This window comes from Armatimonadota bacterium (genome assembly GCA_013314775.1).
In the GTDB taxonomy this organism is placed as follows: Bacteria; Armatimonadota; Zipacnadia; order Zipacnadales; family JABUFB01; genus JABUFB01.
This window is the reverse complement of sequence record JABUFB010000009.1, coordinates 437,842-454,832: the sequence shown is the minus strand read 5'-3', so window position 1 is coordinate 454,832 and position 16,991 is coordinate 437,842. Positions and strand designations below refer to the sequence as shown.

Here is a 16,991-nt window from a genome sequence, read left to right as displayed (position 1 = left end):
TACGCGGCACGTTCTCGATCGTTCAGGCAGCAACCTTCCTCAGACCGCTCACACCAGCGCACGGTCTAGCGGCGCCCCGGCAAGTATACCTGCGCGTCTGAGGAGCTCGTCCGGCTGACCGCGCGGAAGGCGTACTCCCGGTCGGCGCGCAGGAAATACACCCTCACCTGGTGGTCGGTCACCAGCGTCGGGTCGAAAGTAGTGCGCTGGGCGAACTGGCCGTCATCTCCGTAGAAGACCTGGGACGTCGCCGGCCGGTCGGTCCGCCAGGTGACCAGCGCTGAAGGCTGCGCTCCGGCGAACCCCTCCTGTGCCGGTTCCAGCACGACGCGGGCGTCGGAGATGTTGAGCTCGGGTTCGGCTTCTCCACCCGGCTGCGAACCATCGGCCATGGAAAGCTCCACTGCCTCCCCGTTGGCGACGAGTTGAAGCTGGAACGCTCCCGGACAGTCCACCAGGGCTTCATTGCCCCTCAGGCTGATGTTGCAGTAAGGGTAGCGCCAGAGAGAACTGGTGAACTTCAGGTCCTGTCCATTGCTGAGGAAGCTGCCGTCCTTCAGGCAGACTTCCTGCACCCGGCCCTGCCCATCCGCGTGGATGAACGCCAGTTCCCCATCAAAGGTGTAGTCGCCGTACTGCCTCATGCCCGGGCCGCTGTGGGAGATCAGGCATACGTCCCGGAAGCTCTCAGTCACCGTTTCCGCGCGCATGGCCGCGACGCGCTGAAGTTCAGCGTCAGGAACCCGGTAAGCTTCGAACTCGCGCAGCGACAACCGGCCACCGGATGGCCTGCGGACGAATACGGACAGCCGCGTTGCGCTCACTGGCCGGAACCGGGTCTCGCTGACCTGCTCGTCATGCCACGTTGTCTGCTGCGCCTCGGCGTCTACCCAGCCTTGCCCGTCCCAGAACTGTACGGTCATCTCCTCTGCCGGGTAGAGAATCTGGCTTCCGTTCCAGGTCCCGTGGTGCAGAATGACGCAGTTGACCTCAGTCTCGGACGCGAAGTCTACGGTGAAACGCCCCTCGAGCAGGACGTTGGGGGTGTACGGGCTGCTGGACACCGCACCACCGATGACTCGCGGCGAGGGGTCGCCGTCGGTGAGGAGTGCGGAGGTAGTGGCGATCTGCCCCTGGCTGACTTCGGCGAACCCGGGTCGGCCCAGGGCAAGATTTGCCCCCCGTTCCACTCTGATCTCCTGCTCTGCGTACCTGGGACGTGTGATGCTCCCGGTCATCGTGAAGCCGGCAGCTTCTGTCGGGCGAAGCGCTTTGCCGTCCTGCGCGACAGGCAGCGCCGTGACGCTCAGCTCTGCCGTTGCCCCCGCGGGGGTGGGGTAAAGCACATTGTGGAAGGCCTGGGGAAGGGCGCCCTCCCGGGTGTAGACCGCCACCGGCGCTTTCACCCGCTGGAAGGTCCCGCCCGTCACCATCCAACCCAGCATTGCCTCTCGAGTGTACTTGTCCTCGACCTTCATGTCCGTTTCCTGCGCGGCGGCGAACCGGGCAGTGAGCCCATCGGTGTGAACCGGAATGACCTGCACGTTGGCTGTCCCGGTATGCGTCGATGCCGCCACCAGGGTGTCCTCGTCCAGACTTGCCTGGGCCGCGGCGGTCTGGGTAGGCCCTGCGAAGTGGAAGAACTGCTCTAACTTGTGGTTGCCCTCGCCGGTCAGGAGGTCACACAGCACGAAGTAATCAGGCTTCAGGAAGATCACCTTGCGCCGGTGGGTGACCCCCAGCCTTTCGTAGGCGCCGTGGGACAGGTCCGCGAGATCGAAGGCGCCTGTGCTCAGCCACTCCCGGGGCATCATGGGAGCGGCTGCAACGCCGCGCGCCTGGTCCTGCTCATCCACCTCGATGGTGTTGTGCAGCGCGGCCCGGTACCCCCAGCCAAGGAAGTAGTCGCCGGTATCGGCGAGCAGAGGCTTGCCATACGCATACAGGTCGAAATGCAGGGCGTCATTGTGGGCATGGCCCATGGCCTGTGGCGTCAGGTCGAGGTAAAGGTACCGCGCCTGGTCGTTCTCCCAGTCACTGCGCATCACGTAGTAGCCGGAACCGGGGAAGGCCCGGGACGTCCAGTCGGGCTGCTCGGCATCCCGCCCGTCAGCAATGGCAAGGGCGGCCTTGAGCCGCGCATAGTCGTCTTCGATGGCGTTGAGGGCCGCCTGATGTTCGGGGCTCATCTGGCTGTGAATGAAAGAGGTCAGCATAGGGCCGGCGGCACTCTTGCTCCAGTCCGGACGGCCGTAGGTGTCGCCCACATTTGGCAGGCCCCCATTGGGCAGGGCGATGCGCAGCATCAATCCCAGCAGCTTGCCCACCTGCACTGTGACCATCTCCGCCATTGCGTCGAAGTCCCCGCTTTGAGGGTTCGCCCTCAGAAACTCGAGAGACCGCAACGACCAGGGCACCGACACGGTCTGGTAGGAGATGGACTGGGTGTCCCAGGCGCCCTCCGGCGACGTTCTGTTGACCAGGCAGAAGCGCAGGTTCGCTTCACCGCTCTTGAACCAGGACTCTCTCTCGGTGAACTCAGGGAACATCACCGCCAGCGGGATGAGGCCGGGGTACGAGACGCCCTCGTAGGTCATCAGCTCCCGCGCCGAGGCGATGAACAGCTTCCAGAAGGCCATGTGCATCGCCGGAGTCAGGGAAGGTGACTTGCGCACCGCCTCGTAAGCCACGATCAGGTTGCAGGCCCGGTTGCGCACCTCCATCCCGGACTTGACCAGTTGCCCGTCCTTCATGTAGCCGTACCCGCGCGGGCATTGGCGCGTCCACGAAAGAACCGACTGCCCCACCTCAAGCGCAAGCCTCTCATCTCCAGTCTGGGCGTAAAGACCCGAGAGGGAATTGAGGTGGTTCATCTGGTTCAGGTACAGGATCCAGCTGACGGCGGAACTGGGATTGCTCATCCACTGAATCTGCGGCCCCAGGTCGTAGGTCTCCATTTTTCCGGTGTCGTTATTGCTCAGGGTGAAGACATGACGCAGCCAGGTCTCGGCCTGTTCCGGGGAGGCTTTCGCTTGGACGCACATGGAGTTGCCTTCGCCAACGCCCGGGGCCATCGCAGGCGGAATGACCGGTTGCGCCCGTCCGGCAAAGTGTGCGACAAGCAGCTCCTGCGCGCGGGCCAAGTGCCCCTCACCCATGGCGGCGGCGAACTCCTCCAGACCGGGACGTGATACATCCACCAGCCGGAGCACTTCCTGGTCACTGACCTCGTCATCCACCGGGATGATGTCCTGCGCAAGGGCCGCGCAGGCGACCAGCAGCAGGGCAAACAGCGCATGTGGACAAGTCACGGTCGAAATGCTCCCTCCACAATTCTCGGGTGTTCGCTAACCACGCTCAACGCGGGTGCCCCATCGGATGGGCATCAATCTGAGGCGGCGCTTCTCCCAGATGAAGCTGCGACGCAGCTCACAGGGGAACGTCAGGCCGTCACCACGCCCCGGTGAGCCTGCGGAACAGTGGGGACCGGCATTGGGTCGCCACTCCCTTTGCGAGTCGAGGCGTCTCAACGGAAACCCCAAGAGCTTTCTTCTCACGCCACGGGTATCCTCCTGCAATGTCGGGCATTGATCCCGGCCGGCGAAGCCCGCCGGGCGTTCGTGCGTTCGTATCCGCCTTGACACGGTCATGCTTTATAGAGACAATCTTATTTACGATGCATTCCTATTTAGGACCCCAGATACATGTCTGCTACTCCCGAAGCCTTGCAAGACCCCATCGAGCACTGCAAGGAGGTCCTCAAGGCCTCGGGCGTGCGCGTCACCCACCAGCGCCTCGAAGTCTTCCGCGAGGTCGTGGATTCCCGTTTGCATCCCGATGCTGAAACCGTCTTCAAGGGAGTTCGGGCGCGGATCCCGACAATCTCTCTCGACACCGTCTATCGGACCCTGTGGCTGCTCAAAGATCTGGGCCTCATCACCACTCTCGGGCTTCCCCACGAGCGGCACCGGTTCGACGGCAACATGCGGCCACACCACCACTTCGTCTGCACCGGCTGTGGCCTGACGGCGGACTTCTACAGCGAGGAGCTGGACAGATTAGCCGTTGCCGAGGCCGTGCGCGAGTTCGGCGATGTGGACAGGACACAGGTCGAAGTACGGGGACTTTGCCGCAAATGCCTTCAGGGCGCGACACCGAGGAGGCACGAGCAGGGCGGATAGGCGACAGACGCCGGGGCGGGGGAAGCCCGGCGAGGTCCTTCTGCCGAGACCGAAGTTCGCTGCAAAACCCAAATTGGAAGGGAGAGGATGTGCGATGGAGGAGAGCAAGTGCCCGGTGACCGGGCGATCAGCGAGACCAGTGGCTGGAGGAGGCACGTCAAACCGGGATTGGTGGCCAAACCAGCTCAACCTTGGCATTCTGCACCAGCACTCGCCCCTGTCCAACCCCATGGGCGAGGAGTTCAACTATGCTGAGGAGTTCAAGACACTCGACCTCGCCGCGGTAAAGCAGGACCTGTATGCGCTGATGACCGACTCCCAGGACTGGTGGCCGGCGGACTACGGCCACTATGGTGGGCTCTTCATTCGCATGGCCTGGCACAGTGCCGGCACCTACCGCATAGGCGACGGACGCGGGGGGGCGGGATCAGGCAGTCAGCGACTGGCGCCGCTCAACAGTTGGCCGGACAACGTGAACCTCGACAAAGCGCGCAGGCTGCTGTGGCCGATCAAGCAGAAGTACGGGCGCAAGATATCATGGGCCGATCTCATGATCCTCGCCGGCAACTGCGCCCTCGAGTCCATGGGCTTGAAGACTTTCGGCTTTGGTGGCGGCCGTGAGGACATCTGGGAGCCGGAACAGGACATCTACTGGGGCACCGAGAGCGAGTGGCTCGGCGACAAGCGGTACTCAGGTGACCGCGAACTGGAGAACCCCCTGGCGGCCGTGCAGATGGGGCTAATCTACGTGAACCCGGAGGGGCCCAATGGTGTGCCGGATGCCCTCGCTTCGGCCCGAGACGTGCGGGAAACTTTCGCGCGCATGGCGATGAATGATGAGGAGACCGTTGCCCTGATCGCCGGCGGCCACACTTTCGGGAAATGCCACGGCGCAGCTTCCCCGACCCACCTTGGCCCCGAGCCCGAAGGCGCACCCATCGAGCAGCAAGGCCTCGGCTGGAAAAACAGCTTCGGAACCGGGAAAGGCGCCGACACTATCAGCAGCGGCCTCGAGGGCTCCTGGACGCCCCGACCGACCCAGTGGGATATGGGCTACTTTGACATGCTGTTCAACTACGACTGGAACCTGGTGAAGAGCCCCGCCGGCGCGTGGCAGTGGGTCCCGGTCAATCCGGATGAGGAGCATCTTGCGCCGGCCGCGCACGATCCGTCGAAGAAAGTCACCACCATCATGACCACGGCGGACCTGGCACTGCGGATGGACCCGGTGTACAACAAGATCGCCAAGCGGTTCCGCGACAATCCCGAGGAGTTCGCGGATGCATTCGCCAGGGCCTGGTTCAAGCTGACCCACCGCGACATGGGCCCTCGCTCGCGCTATCTCGGACCGGAAGTGCCCGAGGAAGAGCTCATCTGGCAGGACCCCATCCCGAAAGTCGACCATGAGTTGATCGACGATACGGACATCGCGGCGCTCAAGGCGAAGATCCTCGCTTCCGGGCTCTCAGTTTCCCAGCTGGTCTCCACCGCCTGGGCTTCGGCATCCACCTTCCGCGGTTCGGACAAGCGCGGTGGCGCAAACGGCGCGCGCATTCGTCTCGCGCCCCAGAAGGACTGGGAAGTCAACCAGCCGGTCCAACTGCAGACGGTGCTCGAGACCCTCGAAGGGATCCAGAATGAGTTCAACAGCGGTCGGTCAGACGGCAAGAAGGTTTCACTCGCGGACCTCATCGTCCTTGGTGGATGCGCGGGTGTCGAACAGGCTGCGAGAAACGCCGGGTACGAGGTGACCGTTCCCTTCTCACCGGGCCGCATGGATGCGTCGCAGGAGCAGACTGACGTTGCATCTTTCGCGGTGCTCGAGCCTGTCGCCGACGGTTTCCGCAACTACCTCAAGGCGAAATACTCCGTGGCCTCGGAGCATCTGCTGGTTGACAGGGCACAGCTCTTGACGCTGACCGCTCCCGAAATGACCGTGCTCATCGGCGGTCTGCGCGTGCTGGGTGCCAATTACGGCGGGGCCAAGCACGGTGTCTTCACCGACCGCCCGGAGACTCTCACCAACGACTTCTTCGTGAACCTGCTTGACATGAGTACTGAATGGAAGCCGACTTCGGAGGACGCAGAGCTGTTCGAGGGGCGCGACCGCGCCACCGGCGAACCCAGGTGGACTGGCACTCGGGTTGATCTGATCTTTGGTTCCAACTCCCAATTGCGCGCTATCGCGGAAGTCTACGCGTGCGCGGACTCCCAGGAGAAGTTCCTCCACGACTTTGTGGCGGCCTGGAACAAGGTCATGAATCTCGACCGCTTCGATCTCGCCTGACGTATGATGCCGCAGCAGGCGATGGTGCGCTACAGGCTCCAGACTGACAGACGAAAGGTGCCGGGGCGATCGTGCATAGCGCCCCGGCACCGTGCATTTGCAGGGCAGGTGCTCCGCAGATATTGTTCAGTCAGCCGTCAACCGGTACAGATGCACGGCGTAGGGCGCGAAGGAATCCTCGAACGCACCATCCACAACCTCTATGGTGCGGCTCTCGCCGATTACCTGGGCCACCTTGCCGGTATCTCCAACCCGGAAGCGAGCCGTCGTGGCCGCGTTTCGCATTCCCACCGCGAAGACATACGTGGCGCCTTCGTGCTGTTTGACCATCGCATCCACGGGCACATCGGGGGTCGCGGATTCCACTGAGACGACATCCGTGACCGTGGGACTGTTGAGCACCGGAGCGAGCTCGCGGATCTGCTGGTTGATGGCCGTGACTGCAGCGAGCATTTCGGGATCCTCCAGCAGCGCCCATTCGCAGAATGTCGGTTGGAACTGGTGGACGAAGTAGATCAGCCCGGTTGACCCGTGGATCAGCGCCATCCAGACCTCCGCCTTCACCTGGTCCGGACTCGCCTTTCCCTGGCCGCTGATGTTCGTACACTCGATGCAGTTCCAGATAATCTTCTGGCCCCCGGTCCAGGTGACCAGCCTGTCCACACCCTTCGGCACAAGCCACAACCTGTCGGCCCCGTTCTCTCCCCCGCTGGCGACGGGGTAGATGTCGAAGGAGATGATGTCGCCGCCCTTGACGTAGGTCTCATAGTCGCTGAGTTTGGCCCCACTGCCGCGCCCATGCCACTGGTCATTAGCCACGCCTTGCCCGAGGTTCAGCAGCACCGGGCGAGTGGGATCGGCAGCCGCGATGCGTCGGTAGTCCTCCACGATCCGCTCCGGCGGCACGCAGGGCCCCCAGGTGCGCTTGCCTGTGGCCGGGTCGATCACGGGCTGCGCGTTGTCCGGTTCGTCTCCGTGCATCCACCCAACGATAGTCGGGGAATCCAGGTGCGCCATGCCCACCTCGTTTTGTTCGCAGATCACCTGCATCCCCGCGGCTTCCAGGTCCGCAAGCTGCTTCTCGGTCGGCCCCTTCCACAGGGCGACATAGAGGTTGATTCCGGCGGCCTTGTAGCGCGCCGCGTTCTGCGGACCCTGCAGCCACACCGCGATTGGGAAGTAGCTCGGGTCCGCCGGAGGACCGTTCTCCCACTGGGCGTAGGCGCCCGTCCGGGCTTCATCGGCAGTGCTGCGACACGCCAGCCCCCCGAGCAGCGCTATCGCGCAGGCCAGGGCAATAGCCCCATGGGAATGGGCATCCTGCAGCATGATGATCACCTCGCATCAATTGGGCGACCCTGACCCAATGTTCGCCCGCGACGACAAGGGACCTTCCGTCCGGCAGCGACGCTTTCCGCGAGAGGGCATCACAGGTCTCCGACCTCGCTTCGCGAGACGGCTCCGCCGCCCGTGGCCTCACCCTCCGCGAGCCCGGGAGACGGCTTGCAGCGAGCAGACCAGCGAAGTACGGGGGCGAGATACCACGGGCCAGTATGCAGAGGATAGGTGACGTAACCGTGTGGAGAACGGATTGAGGCGTCTCGAGTGAAAAACTGCTCCCAGTATGCAGAAAACCCCTCTGCTGGCTTGTTAGCCTTGCAGAGGGGCCCTGGTGTACTGTTTGGCGGGGCTGACGGGACTTGAACCCGCGACCTCCGGCTTGACAGGCCGGCACTCTAAACCGACTGAGCTACAGCCCCAGAAACAAAAAACGCCCGCAGCATCGCGCGCACGTCTAATCTACCATTGCCCTTGCGATCTGTCAAGCACAATGTGAACATGTTCGAGTGGGGTCGCTTGACAGCCGTGCGGGGCACCTCTATACTTCACCCGCGTGCCGAGGTGGCGGAATTGGCAGACGCACCGGACTCAAAATCCGGCGGGGCTTATCCCCCCGTGCGGGTTCGACTCCCGCCCTCGGCACCAGACAGTGAATAAGACGGCTCCAGGCCCCAAGCAGGGCATCTGGAGCCGTTTGGGGTTTTCGTGGTGCCTCGTCGGTGTGCCTGCGCACTGACGGGAATACCTGCTGACAAGCAGGGGTGCCTCGGAATCCCCCGCACTCGGCGACCACCACGGACCGGCACCCACAGTCGCGGCTGTCGGGGCTGTGCAGTTCCACTTCCACCGCGTCGACGACCACGGGTTCGGCCAAGGCCACTACCGTGGGAGCGCTCACGAAAACCCAGGATGAGCCGTGGTTTCAGTCATCGTCGACGGATCCGTCATCTGCGCTGCTTGGGCGGCCTGCACAGGTGGGTGCGTTCACGGAACCGCAGCCCGTCGCCCCGCCTGGGCTGCTGGGTAGTCGACCGATGCCGCGCAGTCTGTGACTGCCGACAGGAGCAACGTGGCCGCGGCGAGGGCTGACCACGCGCAATGCAGGAAGGCCAATGTCGCCGGCCTCAGTCCATTTTCGTCACCGGCAGGCGGCCAAGCGGCAGATCGGCATCGCCCACGACCAGGAGCGTCAAGCCCTTCCAGCCGGGGGTGATCCTGATGGGGACGGACAGGATTCCGTCTCTTGGCCCAACGCGCCCCAGGTCCTGCATCTCGGCTGTTTCCAGAGGCCGTGCGAGTTGAACTCGCTGAGGACTTTCGGGCGGAAGGCCAACATCGGCGAGTGAAAGAGCAATGGTGACCTGTTGCGCCTCGCCCATGCTGAGCACCGGGACCACCGCCCATCCGGGGAGTTGCTCCGCGAAGGCGACCACGTCTGTCTCTTCACGAAGGAAGTCGGGGCTTACTGCCCCGGCCTTGAGCACCAGCCGCCCGGGTCGCATCCAATTCGCGGCATCGATGGCGCGCCACTGGGCTTCGCTGAAATCGCCATTGGGCGGCACGCCATTGCTGGTGGGTGTGAAACCGAATGCCACGCACATCGCCAGGTACCGCGCCTCGTCCTGCCAGTACAGGGGCAGCATGGCCCGCGCAGGTTCGTGGTGGATCTCGCTGTCGTAGCAGAACTCCACGGTGTCCCGCCACGCCGCGCTCGGGCTGAAGTAGCCGCACTCCAGCCAGTACAGGTCGGCGAAGGGCATATTCTGGGCATTCATCAACAGGGCGCAGTCGGGGTCGGTCGACCGGATGGTCTCGCGCAGTCGGCGATGGAACCGCATCCAGTCGTCGGGCAGGATTGGTCGCCGCAGCCGCCAATCGGTGCTCTCGAACATGGCGCCCCCGTCCAGGTAGATCCACCCCGGATGATAGCGCTTGCAGACGGCCTGAACGCGCCGCAGGAAATGGTCGGCAAAGGGCGACAGGACGTTGAAGAAGTACATCTCGCCCAAGGGGTTGTCGCGGAAACCGCTGAAGAAAGGCTTCCCCTCCCGGGTCTGCATGGCCCACTCGGGGTGCTCTCGGAATGCCCCGGAATCGCTGTCAATCAGGCCCCCCTGGAAGTAGGTTCCCACTTTCACCCGCGGGTCAGCCTGGATCGTGTCGATACTCCGGCCGAAGTATTCGGGGGTCATGATCAGGGTGCCGATTTCGTTCAGGAAAGGCGCGTCGGTCTCGTAGTCCCCATCGAGGGACCAGGCGAACACCCCCAGGGGCAGCGTGCCCTCGCCCAGGCGTTCCGCCAGCCGATGAGCGTCCTGCGCCTGACGCTCGAGCTGAAGAGGATCGGGATGCCAGAAACTCCCCAACGCCACGCGGTTCACCCATTCCGGTCCCAGGTAGTCCATGGTCTGCCGGAACTCCGGTAGTTCGCGGTACTCGCGCCACAGGTCACGCAGGTCGCCGTCGCAGAAATGGTAGACGGCTGTGGCATCCACGGGCGACGGCTCACCGTCCAGGGTGTGGAGCAGCTCGAAATCCCAGCCGGTCGGGGTGTAACGCAGGGCCTCCTCGAATGCCGTGGCCCAGGCACCCATCACCGACGATGGCGGGACGTACTGGCCCCGAACCGCCAGCCGGTAGTGACCGACCGCCTGCGTGGCGTTGAAAGCCACCACAAGTCGCGGATCCCAACCCGCGCCGGACACGATAGGTTCGGTGATATCGGCGGCCCTGCGCACCCCGAAGAGGTTGCGGTCGGGCGTTGCACTCCAGGACTGGCGCTGGCAGTAGTACCAGGAGCCCTGCCGGAAGCTTTCAACGAGGGTCACTGAGGAACGGACCCGGAACATCCCGCGCTGTTGGAGAACCGGGACTGTGACGCGTTTGGCCAGTGCTCTGCCGCCGGCGACGAGCCAGTACTCCTTGCGGATTGTCAGGCCGGTATGAGGCACCCGGCATACGAGTTGGACTCTTTCGGCGGACGCCTCGCAGTGAATGACCAGATCGTTGGACTCATCCAGCAAGGTCTTCCCGTCGTCGGTCACCCACCAGTAAACGTCATTGGAGGCGCCGATGATCGGCGTCTCGTTCCGCAGTCCGGCGACCAGGTTCCCGTGGTGCCCGGAGATACGGAACGCCGTGTCCGGGCCGCGTAGCCACAGGTCTCCCTGGGCGAGACTGAGGGTCGCAAGAGCCGCCGCTGCCAATGCCGCTGCGAACCTCACTGCGCATCACCCCCTGCGGGGAAAGTCACTTCATCGATTGCCGGCGGCGCACCGTCCGTGGTCCGCAGGATGCGCAGGCGGACCGACTTCACCTGCCGAGGCGCGAAGCTGACCGAACAGGTGGTGGGCTCACTGATACCGTACCTGCTCGCGGCCTGTTCCCAGCCCAGCCCGTCGCTGGACACCTCGATGATTACATCTGCAGGGGTGCCCTCGCGCCCAAGGCCCTCGCGGCTGCGGCTCCAGGAGACGCTCCCAATCATCTTTGGCTCCGCCAGCACGACCGTCAACTCGCCCTGCCCGGGGGTTGCGGATTTCCAGAGGCTCTGCTCACCCACGCGCCCGTCGATGGCCTTACCCGGGGGGAAGGAGCGCTGAAAGCGGGTCCGCTCCGTGGTGACCTGCGCGATCCTTGCCGGCGTTCCATCCGCCGCGAGCACCTGCACTTCGTCCAGCAGCGGCCACTGCCCGATCTTCGCAGTGGTGTCGCCGATGATCCGCATCCGGACCTGTTGCGCTGACACCGGCTCGAAGCTCACTGTGAAGCGCGCAGCAGTCATCTTCGCCAACTCACGGGGATCGATCTTGAAGCGCTCGCGCCGGGCCAGCTCGGTCCACGTCTCGCCATCGCGGGACGCCTCCACTACGAAGTCGCGGGGCAGGCTGTCCGCCCTGGCCCAGCCCTGTCCGTCCGGACCTGCGAAAGCTCTGCCGTCCCGGCTCCAGACCAGGCCGGCCACCTCGCAGGACTCGGCGAGGGTGATGGTCACGTCACCAGTTTCAGGGAAGAGGCCAATTCGGGTCTCGTCCCCGTAAGCCCCGTTGTGGAGGGCCGGCACGTCGGTCTCAGTGCAAACGTCAGCCGCAGTGCTGTCCGCGTATGCCGTGGCACCGTCCGCTGTGAGGGCGAGGCCCGGCGGAAGGTTGTCAGGGAGCCTGCGGTCAGGTACGGGGATGCTCTCCATTCCGGCGTACAGCGGAAGAGTGCACAATCGCAGCTCGTCCACGAGACCCCTGAGCGCCTCGCCCATGCCAGTGCTTCCGCATCCGATGTACAGCTTCCCCGTCGGGGGTGTGATCTGCAGCGGATCGCGGTAGTCCGCGGCGCTCAGGAGCTTGCCATCGCCGAAGAGACGCTGGCTGTGTTCCGTCCAGCAGATTGCCAGGTGGTGCCATTCGCCCTTGCGCCAATTTAGGCCGTCGGGCCCGGCCTCCACAGCGAGGGGGTGGTCCAGTCCGTCCATGATGTTGGACTCGAAGACCTCGGATTTCGGACCGATGAGGCCGTGGTGGCAGGCACCGATCGAGTTCCAGTGCCCGCCGGCCAGGGGAATGGTCACGAAGTTGCGGATTGCCCGCTCCCCGAAGTCCCAGTCCAGTTTCACCCACATCTCCAGCGTGCCCTGGCTCAACGATGTCTCCCGGCCGATGGGCAACGTGAAGCTGCCCCCGGGTGCAGCAATGCCCGCTTCAAGGGCGCCCGGGGTCGGGTCAGCGGGGCATCCCGGCTCCGGCCAGTACGCGAAGCCGGAGACCGTCGGCTCAATTGCGCCGAAATCGTTGACGGCGGCGCGCAAGTCGGGGGTATCGAAGTGGCAGACCAAGAGTCCGGGTGCGCCGGACGCGGTGACGCCGCTGATGCAGACCAGGGCAATCACGTGCAAAGCCGTAGGTGGGTTCACTCGAGCACCTCCCCGGTAACGTCAGTCGGAAATGGTCTTTGCGCCTAACAGCGCATTTCGCCCGGGCCGGCGAACAGACCACCAGGCGGTACATGAGGGGATGCCGCGGCCTTCTGGAGAACCCACTCAAGCCGATCCGAACACGCGCTTGACCGCCTCCAGGTAACCGTAGCCGAACATGGTGCAGGGCTGCAGGTAGCTCGTCTCCGTCCATTCATTCCAGCTGTTTATGGTAATCAGCGGGGCCTGGTCCGGGTGAGCGTCCACGTAGTCTCGCGCCTTGATCAAGGCCTGCTCGAAGTTCGCCGGCGTATTATTGGTGGTGATGGCTCCCCGGAAGCTCAGAGCGCGCGGGCTGCTGTCCCAACCCACCGAGACATGGGGATAGTATGGCGCAGAGTAGGCCGCGTCCAGGGCGTTCCATTCGGCGATGACGTCCTGCATGATGGCGTTGTAGTCCCGGTTCACGTCCACAAAGTGGCAGAACTGGTAGTGGGTCATGGAGTCGAAAGCCAGTCGCTCCACGAGCTCCCGTTGCGTGCCCACATTGTCGCCGGGTATGCCCGAAAGGCTCTGGGCGGAATCCCGGCGGAGGGTAAGCTGTAGTTCCAGGCCCGGGTGTCCGGCCCGCACGACTTCGGCCCGGAACCACTGGAGCGCCTCATGTGCCGCCTCCACACTGCCCAGCCCGTTGATGAAGGTAGCCAGTTCGTAGAGCATGAAGACGGGCTTGCCGTCGATGCGGTAGTAGGACGGGTGGCTGAAGTACCGTTCAATGACCCGGTGACAGACAATTTCGAACTCCGCCCGGTCCAGCCCCCCGCGCCAGATGACCGAACGGTTGCGCCCTGAGAAGGCGTCGTCGGCATTGCGCCTGTCCCAGGCGAGATTGACGTCGTGGTTTGCCCACATCAGGTAGAACTTCATCTTGTGATTGTTCTTGGCCCCCAGGAACCCGTCGTTCAGACACCCTTCGAGGTAGGGCATACCGTCATACCAGTACCAATCGTAGATGAAGACGTTGATGCCGTGGTCGGTGGCGGCTTCGATCTGCATCTCCATGACGTACGGGTCGGCTTCGTTCACATACCCCCAGAGCGGATAGCGCGGCTGGGCGTGCCCTTCGAACTTCGGGGCGTTCTTCATCACGGTCTCCCACTCGCCGATGCCCATGGGCCAGAAGACTCTGGCGCGAGGCTCCGGATGATAGGAAGGCCAGATGAAAGCGGCGACATCATACTTGCTCATTGTTTGGCTCCTGCGATCCCGTGGTTAGTATTGAGGTGATTCTGGGAAAGGGCCCAGGCTACTCGCCTGGTGGGGCCTGCTGGTGCACCGAACGCCAGAGCTCCTCGTCGAACTCGGCGTGCCGGGACGGGCAATTCTCGCGCCGGCAGACCTGGCAGGTGCGGAAGTCGGTCTCGGTGGCGAAATGGATGCCCGAAATGCTCTTGTTCGGCAACATGAGGAAAGATGGCGTTAGCTCAACCCCGATCAGGCTCTTCACGTCGCCGAAGAGCGCGAAGAGTTGCTCCTGCTGCTCGATGGGCCAGACGTCCACATCCGCCGAGCCCGGCAGCATGCTGGAGCTCTTCGTGAGCAGAAACCGGGTGCGCAGATAGTCGTTCATGTAAGCAGTCGCACATCCGAGAGCCACCGCCTTGATGGTGTCCCACCAGAACTCAGCCATGAACTCGTCTTTCGGCAAGCGCACCTCGTCCATCTCATGCCCGCAGGTGGCGATGAAGGGGAAGACCCGCTCCACCTTGTCCAGGTTCGCCCGGAGCATGGGGCTGGTGAAGGTGATCCCATCGATGCGGACGGTGTTCTCTCCTCGCTCCTCGAGAAACGCCTCCCGGATCAGCACCTTGGGCCTTGAGACTTGCCGCGCCGTGTCGGCAAGCTGCTCGATGGTCCGCGCGTCTTCGGTGTCGGGCTCGGCATGAACGCGTTTGAGCAGGGACGCGAGATCGAGCTCAAAGGGAATGCTGGTGAGGGCCTCAATCATCGTCTGACCTCCGGACGTGGCCGAAAGAACGCGATCCGTCTCGCATCTTCCGCTCGGCGCGACGCCCGAAATGTTCCCCGATGTCACTGCACAGACCTGCCGTGCTCTGGTCCGGCAAAAGGCCGACCTGAGTGAGATGCGGAATAATGTTCGGCTACCCCGTCCTGGCGCGCCCGGGTGACGGGCGCATTTGAGAGGAACCATCGCCTTGCGGATGCCCCGTCTACTTCTGCTGTGTCGCGGAGGTCTGTCCCTGATGTCCACCGTGTATGGCAAGACGGCCCCGAACTACTACACCCCCGAACGCATCGAGTGCATGAGGCAGAACCTGGAGCGCCACGAGTGGCGCGGAAACAGCGCAACCGCATCGGCAAGGAAGTGGATCATTGGCCGGGCTGGGGTGACGAGCGGATCCGCGATCCTGTGTCACATTGCGTGCCCCGGGCCTTCGTCCGTTGCCCCAAACAGCGCCCGGTGGTTGGCGAGAGCTGCCCTGGAAATGACTTCTACGCGTATCTCAAGGGTGGGATGAAGGACAAGTCGCTGCTTACCGGCGCCAGCCGGTATGCCGCACATCTGGAGTGCTCCTGCGGCAACTGGCGACCCACAACTCGACTACCAAAACGAGACCCGGTCCGGCTATGGCCAGGAAGTCGACCCCGGCTGCAAGGGGCGCCTTCTGTACCGCACCTGGGTGGGAGTGGCACAGAAACGCGCCGCGCGGATTGCCCGTGGCGACGGGTTGCCCCTGGTGCCGGCAGTGCAAAGGGAAGGGGTTCGCTCGTTCCGGGAGAAAGTCACTGGCAGCAGATAATGGGATGAGCCTGGCGCGAAGACGCGCTGCTTCCGGAAGGAGACGGATGCGATGAAACGCGTACCAGCCAAGTGGTGGATATCGCTCCTGTCGATGAGTGCTCTGGTTTCGGCGGCCTTCGCACAGGTCGCTGATGATACTGCGGAAAGGACTGTTGCCGTCATGACCGAGCTTGAGCCCCTTCAGACACCCGACGACTTTTTCCCAATCCTGCCCTGGGACCCGCTGCGCGGCTGGAACGACGAGACCGGACCTGCCGACGCGCTCGAGGGCATCGCTGAGTGCAATTTCACCATGGCCGGATTCGTGAAGCCCGCCGATCTGCCCGCCTGCGAGGCGCTGGGTCTGAAGGCCCTCGTCTTCGGCACGGCGGACCGTGGCCCGCTGAAGCGGGACGAGTGGAAGAAGCTGTCCAATGAGGAGATCGACGCGTTCTTCAAGCAGGTGGTCGAGGATGCGGGCGACAGTGAGGCAATTCTCGGCTACTACCTGCTGGATGAGCCGGGCGCCGGGCTCTTCCCGAAACTCGCTGCGGGCGTGGCGGCGGTGAGGAAATACGCGCCGGGAAAGCTTGCGTACATCAACCTGTTTCCGGGGTACGCCACCATCGGCGCGCCGGACATGTCGCAACTCGAGACCCAGAGTTTCAATGAATACCTGGAGCGCTTCGTCACCGAGGTCAAGCCCCAGATCATCAGCTACGACGATTACATGGTCCAGTACTCGATGGACCTGGAGAACCCCGGGCGCGCTTCGCGTTATTTCATCGATCTGCTGGAAGTCCGCGCGGTTGCGCAGAAGTACGGGCTGCCCTTTTGGAACATCGTGTCTTCCAACCAGATCCGCGCCCACACCACTATCCCCTCGCCCGCTAACCTCGCCATGCAGGCCTACACCACCCTTGCCGCCGGGGGGCGAGGGGTTACCTGGTACACATACAACTCCCGTGGTTACGGCTACGCGCCCATCGACAAGCAGGGCAACCGCACCATGACCTGGCAGTATCTGCAGATGGTGAATCGGCAGGTGAAAACCCTGGGGCCGATCATGAACCGGCTGCGATCGACGGGTGTGTACTTCACGAACCCCGCACCTGTCGAGTCCGCTCCGGTGCTGCCCGGCGAGGTGATCCGGGACCTCAAGACGGACGTGCCCATGATGCTGGGAGAGTTCGCGTCACAGGACGGAGCGCGTTGGGCCATGGTGGTGAACCTGAGTCTCCAGAAATCCGCGAAGGTCACGCTGGAACTGCAGGAGGGCTACCAGCAGGGCACGGTCATTTCCGCCGAGGACAGGTCGGAACTGGGGATGGAGGAAGGCAACGCCGTCTGGCTCGTCGCCGGGCAGGGCGCGCTCATCAGGATTCGGTAGCGTGGGTCTTGCAGCGCGAATCGGTGATTGAAAAGCTCCGGGTTCGGACGGCACGGTGTCGAGCAGTGATGGCTCGAAGGGCC

Annotated in this window: 10 protein-coding genes and 2 tRNA genes; 5 read left to right on the top strand and 7 right to left on the bottom strand. The window is 63.7% G+C overall.

Annotated elements, in window-relative coordinates; translation table 11 throughout:
* Positions 1-65: 65 nt before the first annotated feature.
* Positions 66-3,311, bottom strand: coding sequence for an alginate lyase family protein (locus tag HPY44_13105; GenBank protein ID NSW56942.1), 3,246 nt, complete (start codon positions 3,309-3,311; stop codon positions 66-68).
* A 393-nt stretch (positions 3,312-3,704) separates the two neighbouring features.
* Here HPY44_13105 and HPY44_13100 point away from each other — a divergent pair, with 393 nt between their 5' ends.
* Both HPY44_13100 and katG read left to right on the top strand, forming a co-directional pair.
* Complete coding sequence (locus tag HPY44_13100; protein NSW56941.1) at positions 3,705-4,181, top strand: transcriptional repressor; 477 nt, start codon at positions 3,705-3,707, stop codon at positions 4,179-4,181.
* A gap of 94 nt (positions 4,182-4,275) precedes the next feature.
* Positions 4,276-6,468, top strand: a complete 2,193-nt coding sequence (gene katG / locus HPY44_13095; protein NSW56940.1) for a catalase/peroxidase HPI — start codon at positions 4,276-4,278, stop codon at positions 6,466-6,468.
* A gap of 126 nt (positions 6,469-6,594) precedes the next feature.
* Here katG and HPY44_13090 read toward each other — a convergent pair whose 3' ends face one another.
* Both HPY44_13090 and HPY44_13085 read right to left on the bottom strand, forming a co-directional pair.
* Positions 6,595-7,797 (bottom strand): hypothetical protein, encoded by a 1,203-nt coding sequence (locus tag HPY44_13090; protein NSW56939.1) that lies wholly within the window; start codon positions 7,795-7,797, stop codon positions 6,595-6,597.
* 353 nt (positions 7,798-8,150) lie between these two features.
* Positions 8,151-8,228, bottom strand: a tRNA-Asp gene (locus HPY44_13085).
* A gap of 136 nt (positions 8,229-8,364) precedes the next feature.
* On the opposite strand from HPY44_13085, the gene HPY44_13080 reads away from it, so the two are divergent.
* Positions 8,365-8,454: transfer RNA gene (locus HPY44_13080), tRNA-Leu, on the top strand.
* Between the two features lie 479 nt (positions 8,455-8,933).
* On the opposite strand, the gene HPY44_13075 is transcribed toward HPY44_13080, so the two are convergent.
* The 4 genes from HPY44_13075 to HPY44_13060 all read right to left on the bottom strand — a co-directional run bounded on the left by HPY44_13075 (position 8,934) and on the right by HPY44_13060 (position 14,723).
* Positions 8,934-11,033 (bottom strand): hypothetical protein, encoded by a 2,100-nt coding sequence (locus tag HPY44_13075; GenBank protein NSW56938.1) that lies wholly within the window; start codon positions 11,031-11,033, stop codon positions 8,934-8,936.
* Positions 11,030-12,715: a discoidin domain-containing protein gene (locus tag HPY44_13070; GenBank protein NSW56937.1), complete on the bottom strand. Its 1,686-nt coding sequence runs from the start codon at positions 12,713-12,715 to the stop codon at positions 11,030-11,032. The genes HPY44_13075 and HPY44_13070 overlap by 4 nt, the downstream gene beginning before the upstream one ends.
* Positions 12,716-12,841: 126 nt before the next feature.
* Complete coding sequence (locus HPY44_13065; protein NSW56936.1) at positions 12,842-13,963, bottom strand: glycoside hydrolase family 99-like domain-containing protein; 1,122 nt, start codon at positions 13,961-13,963, stop codon at positions 12,842-12,844.
* A 58-nt stretch (positions 13,964-14,021) separates the two neighbouring features.
* Entirely contained in the window at positions 14,022-14,723 is a 702-nt protein-coding gene (locus HPY44_13060) for a vitamin B12 dependent methionine synthase (GenBank protein ID NSW56935.1), read from the bottom strand.
* Positions 14,724-14,979: 256 nt separating this feature from the next.
* On the opposite strand from HPY44_13060, the gene HPY44_13055 reads away from it, so the two are divergent.
* Positions 14,980-15,255: a hypothetical protein gene (locus HPY44_13055; GenBank protein NSW56934.1), complete on the top strand. Its 276-nt coding sequence runs from the start codon at positions 14,980-14,982 to the stop codon at positions 15,253-15,255.
* Positions 15,256-15,588: 333 nt separating this feature from the next.
* A complete protein-coding gene (locus tag HPY44_13050) occupies positions 15,589-16,908 on the top strand; it encodes a hypothetical protein (GenBank protein NSW56933.1) in 1,320 nt (439 codons plus the stop codon).
* Positions 16,909-16,991 lie beyond the last annotated feature (83 nt).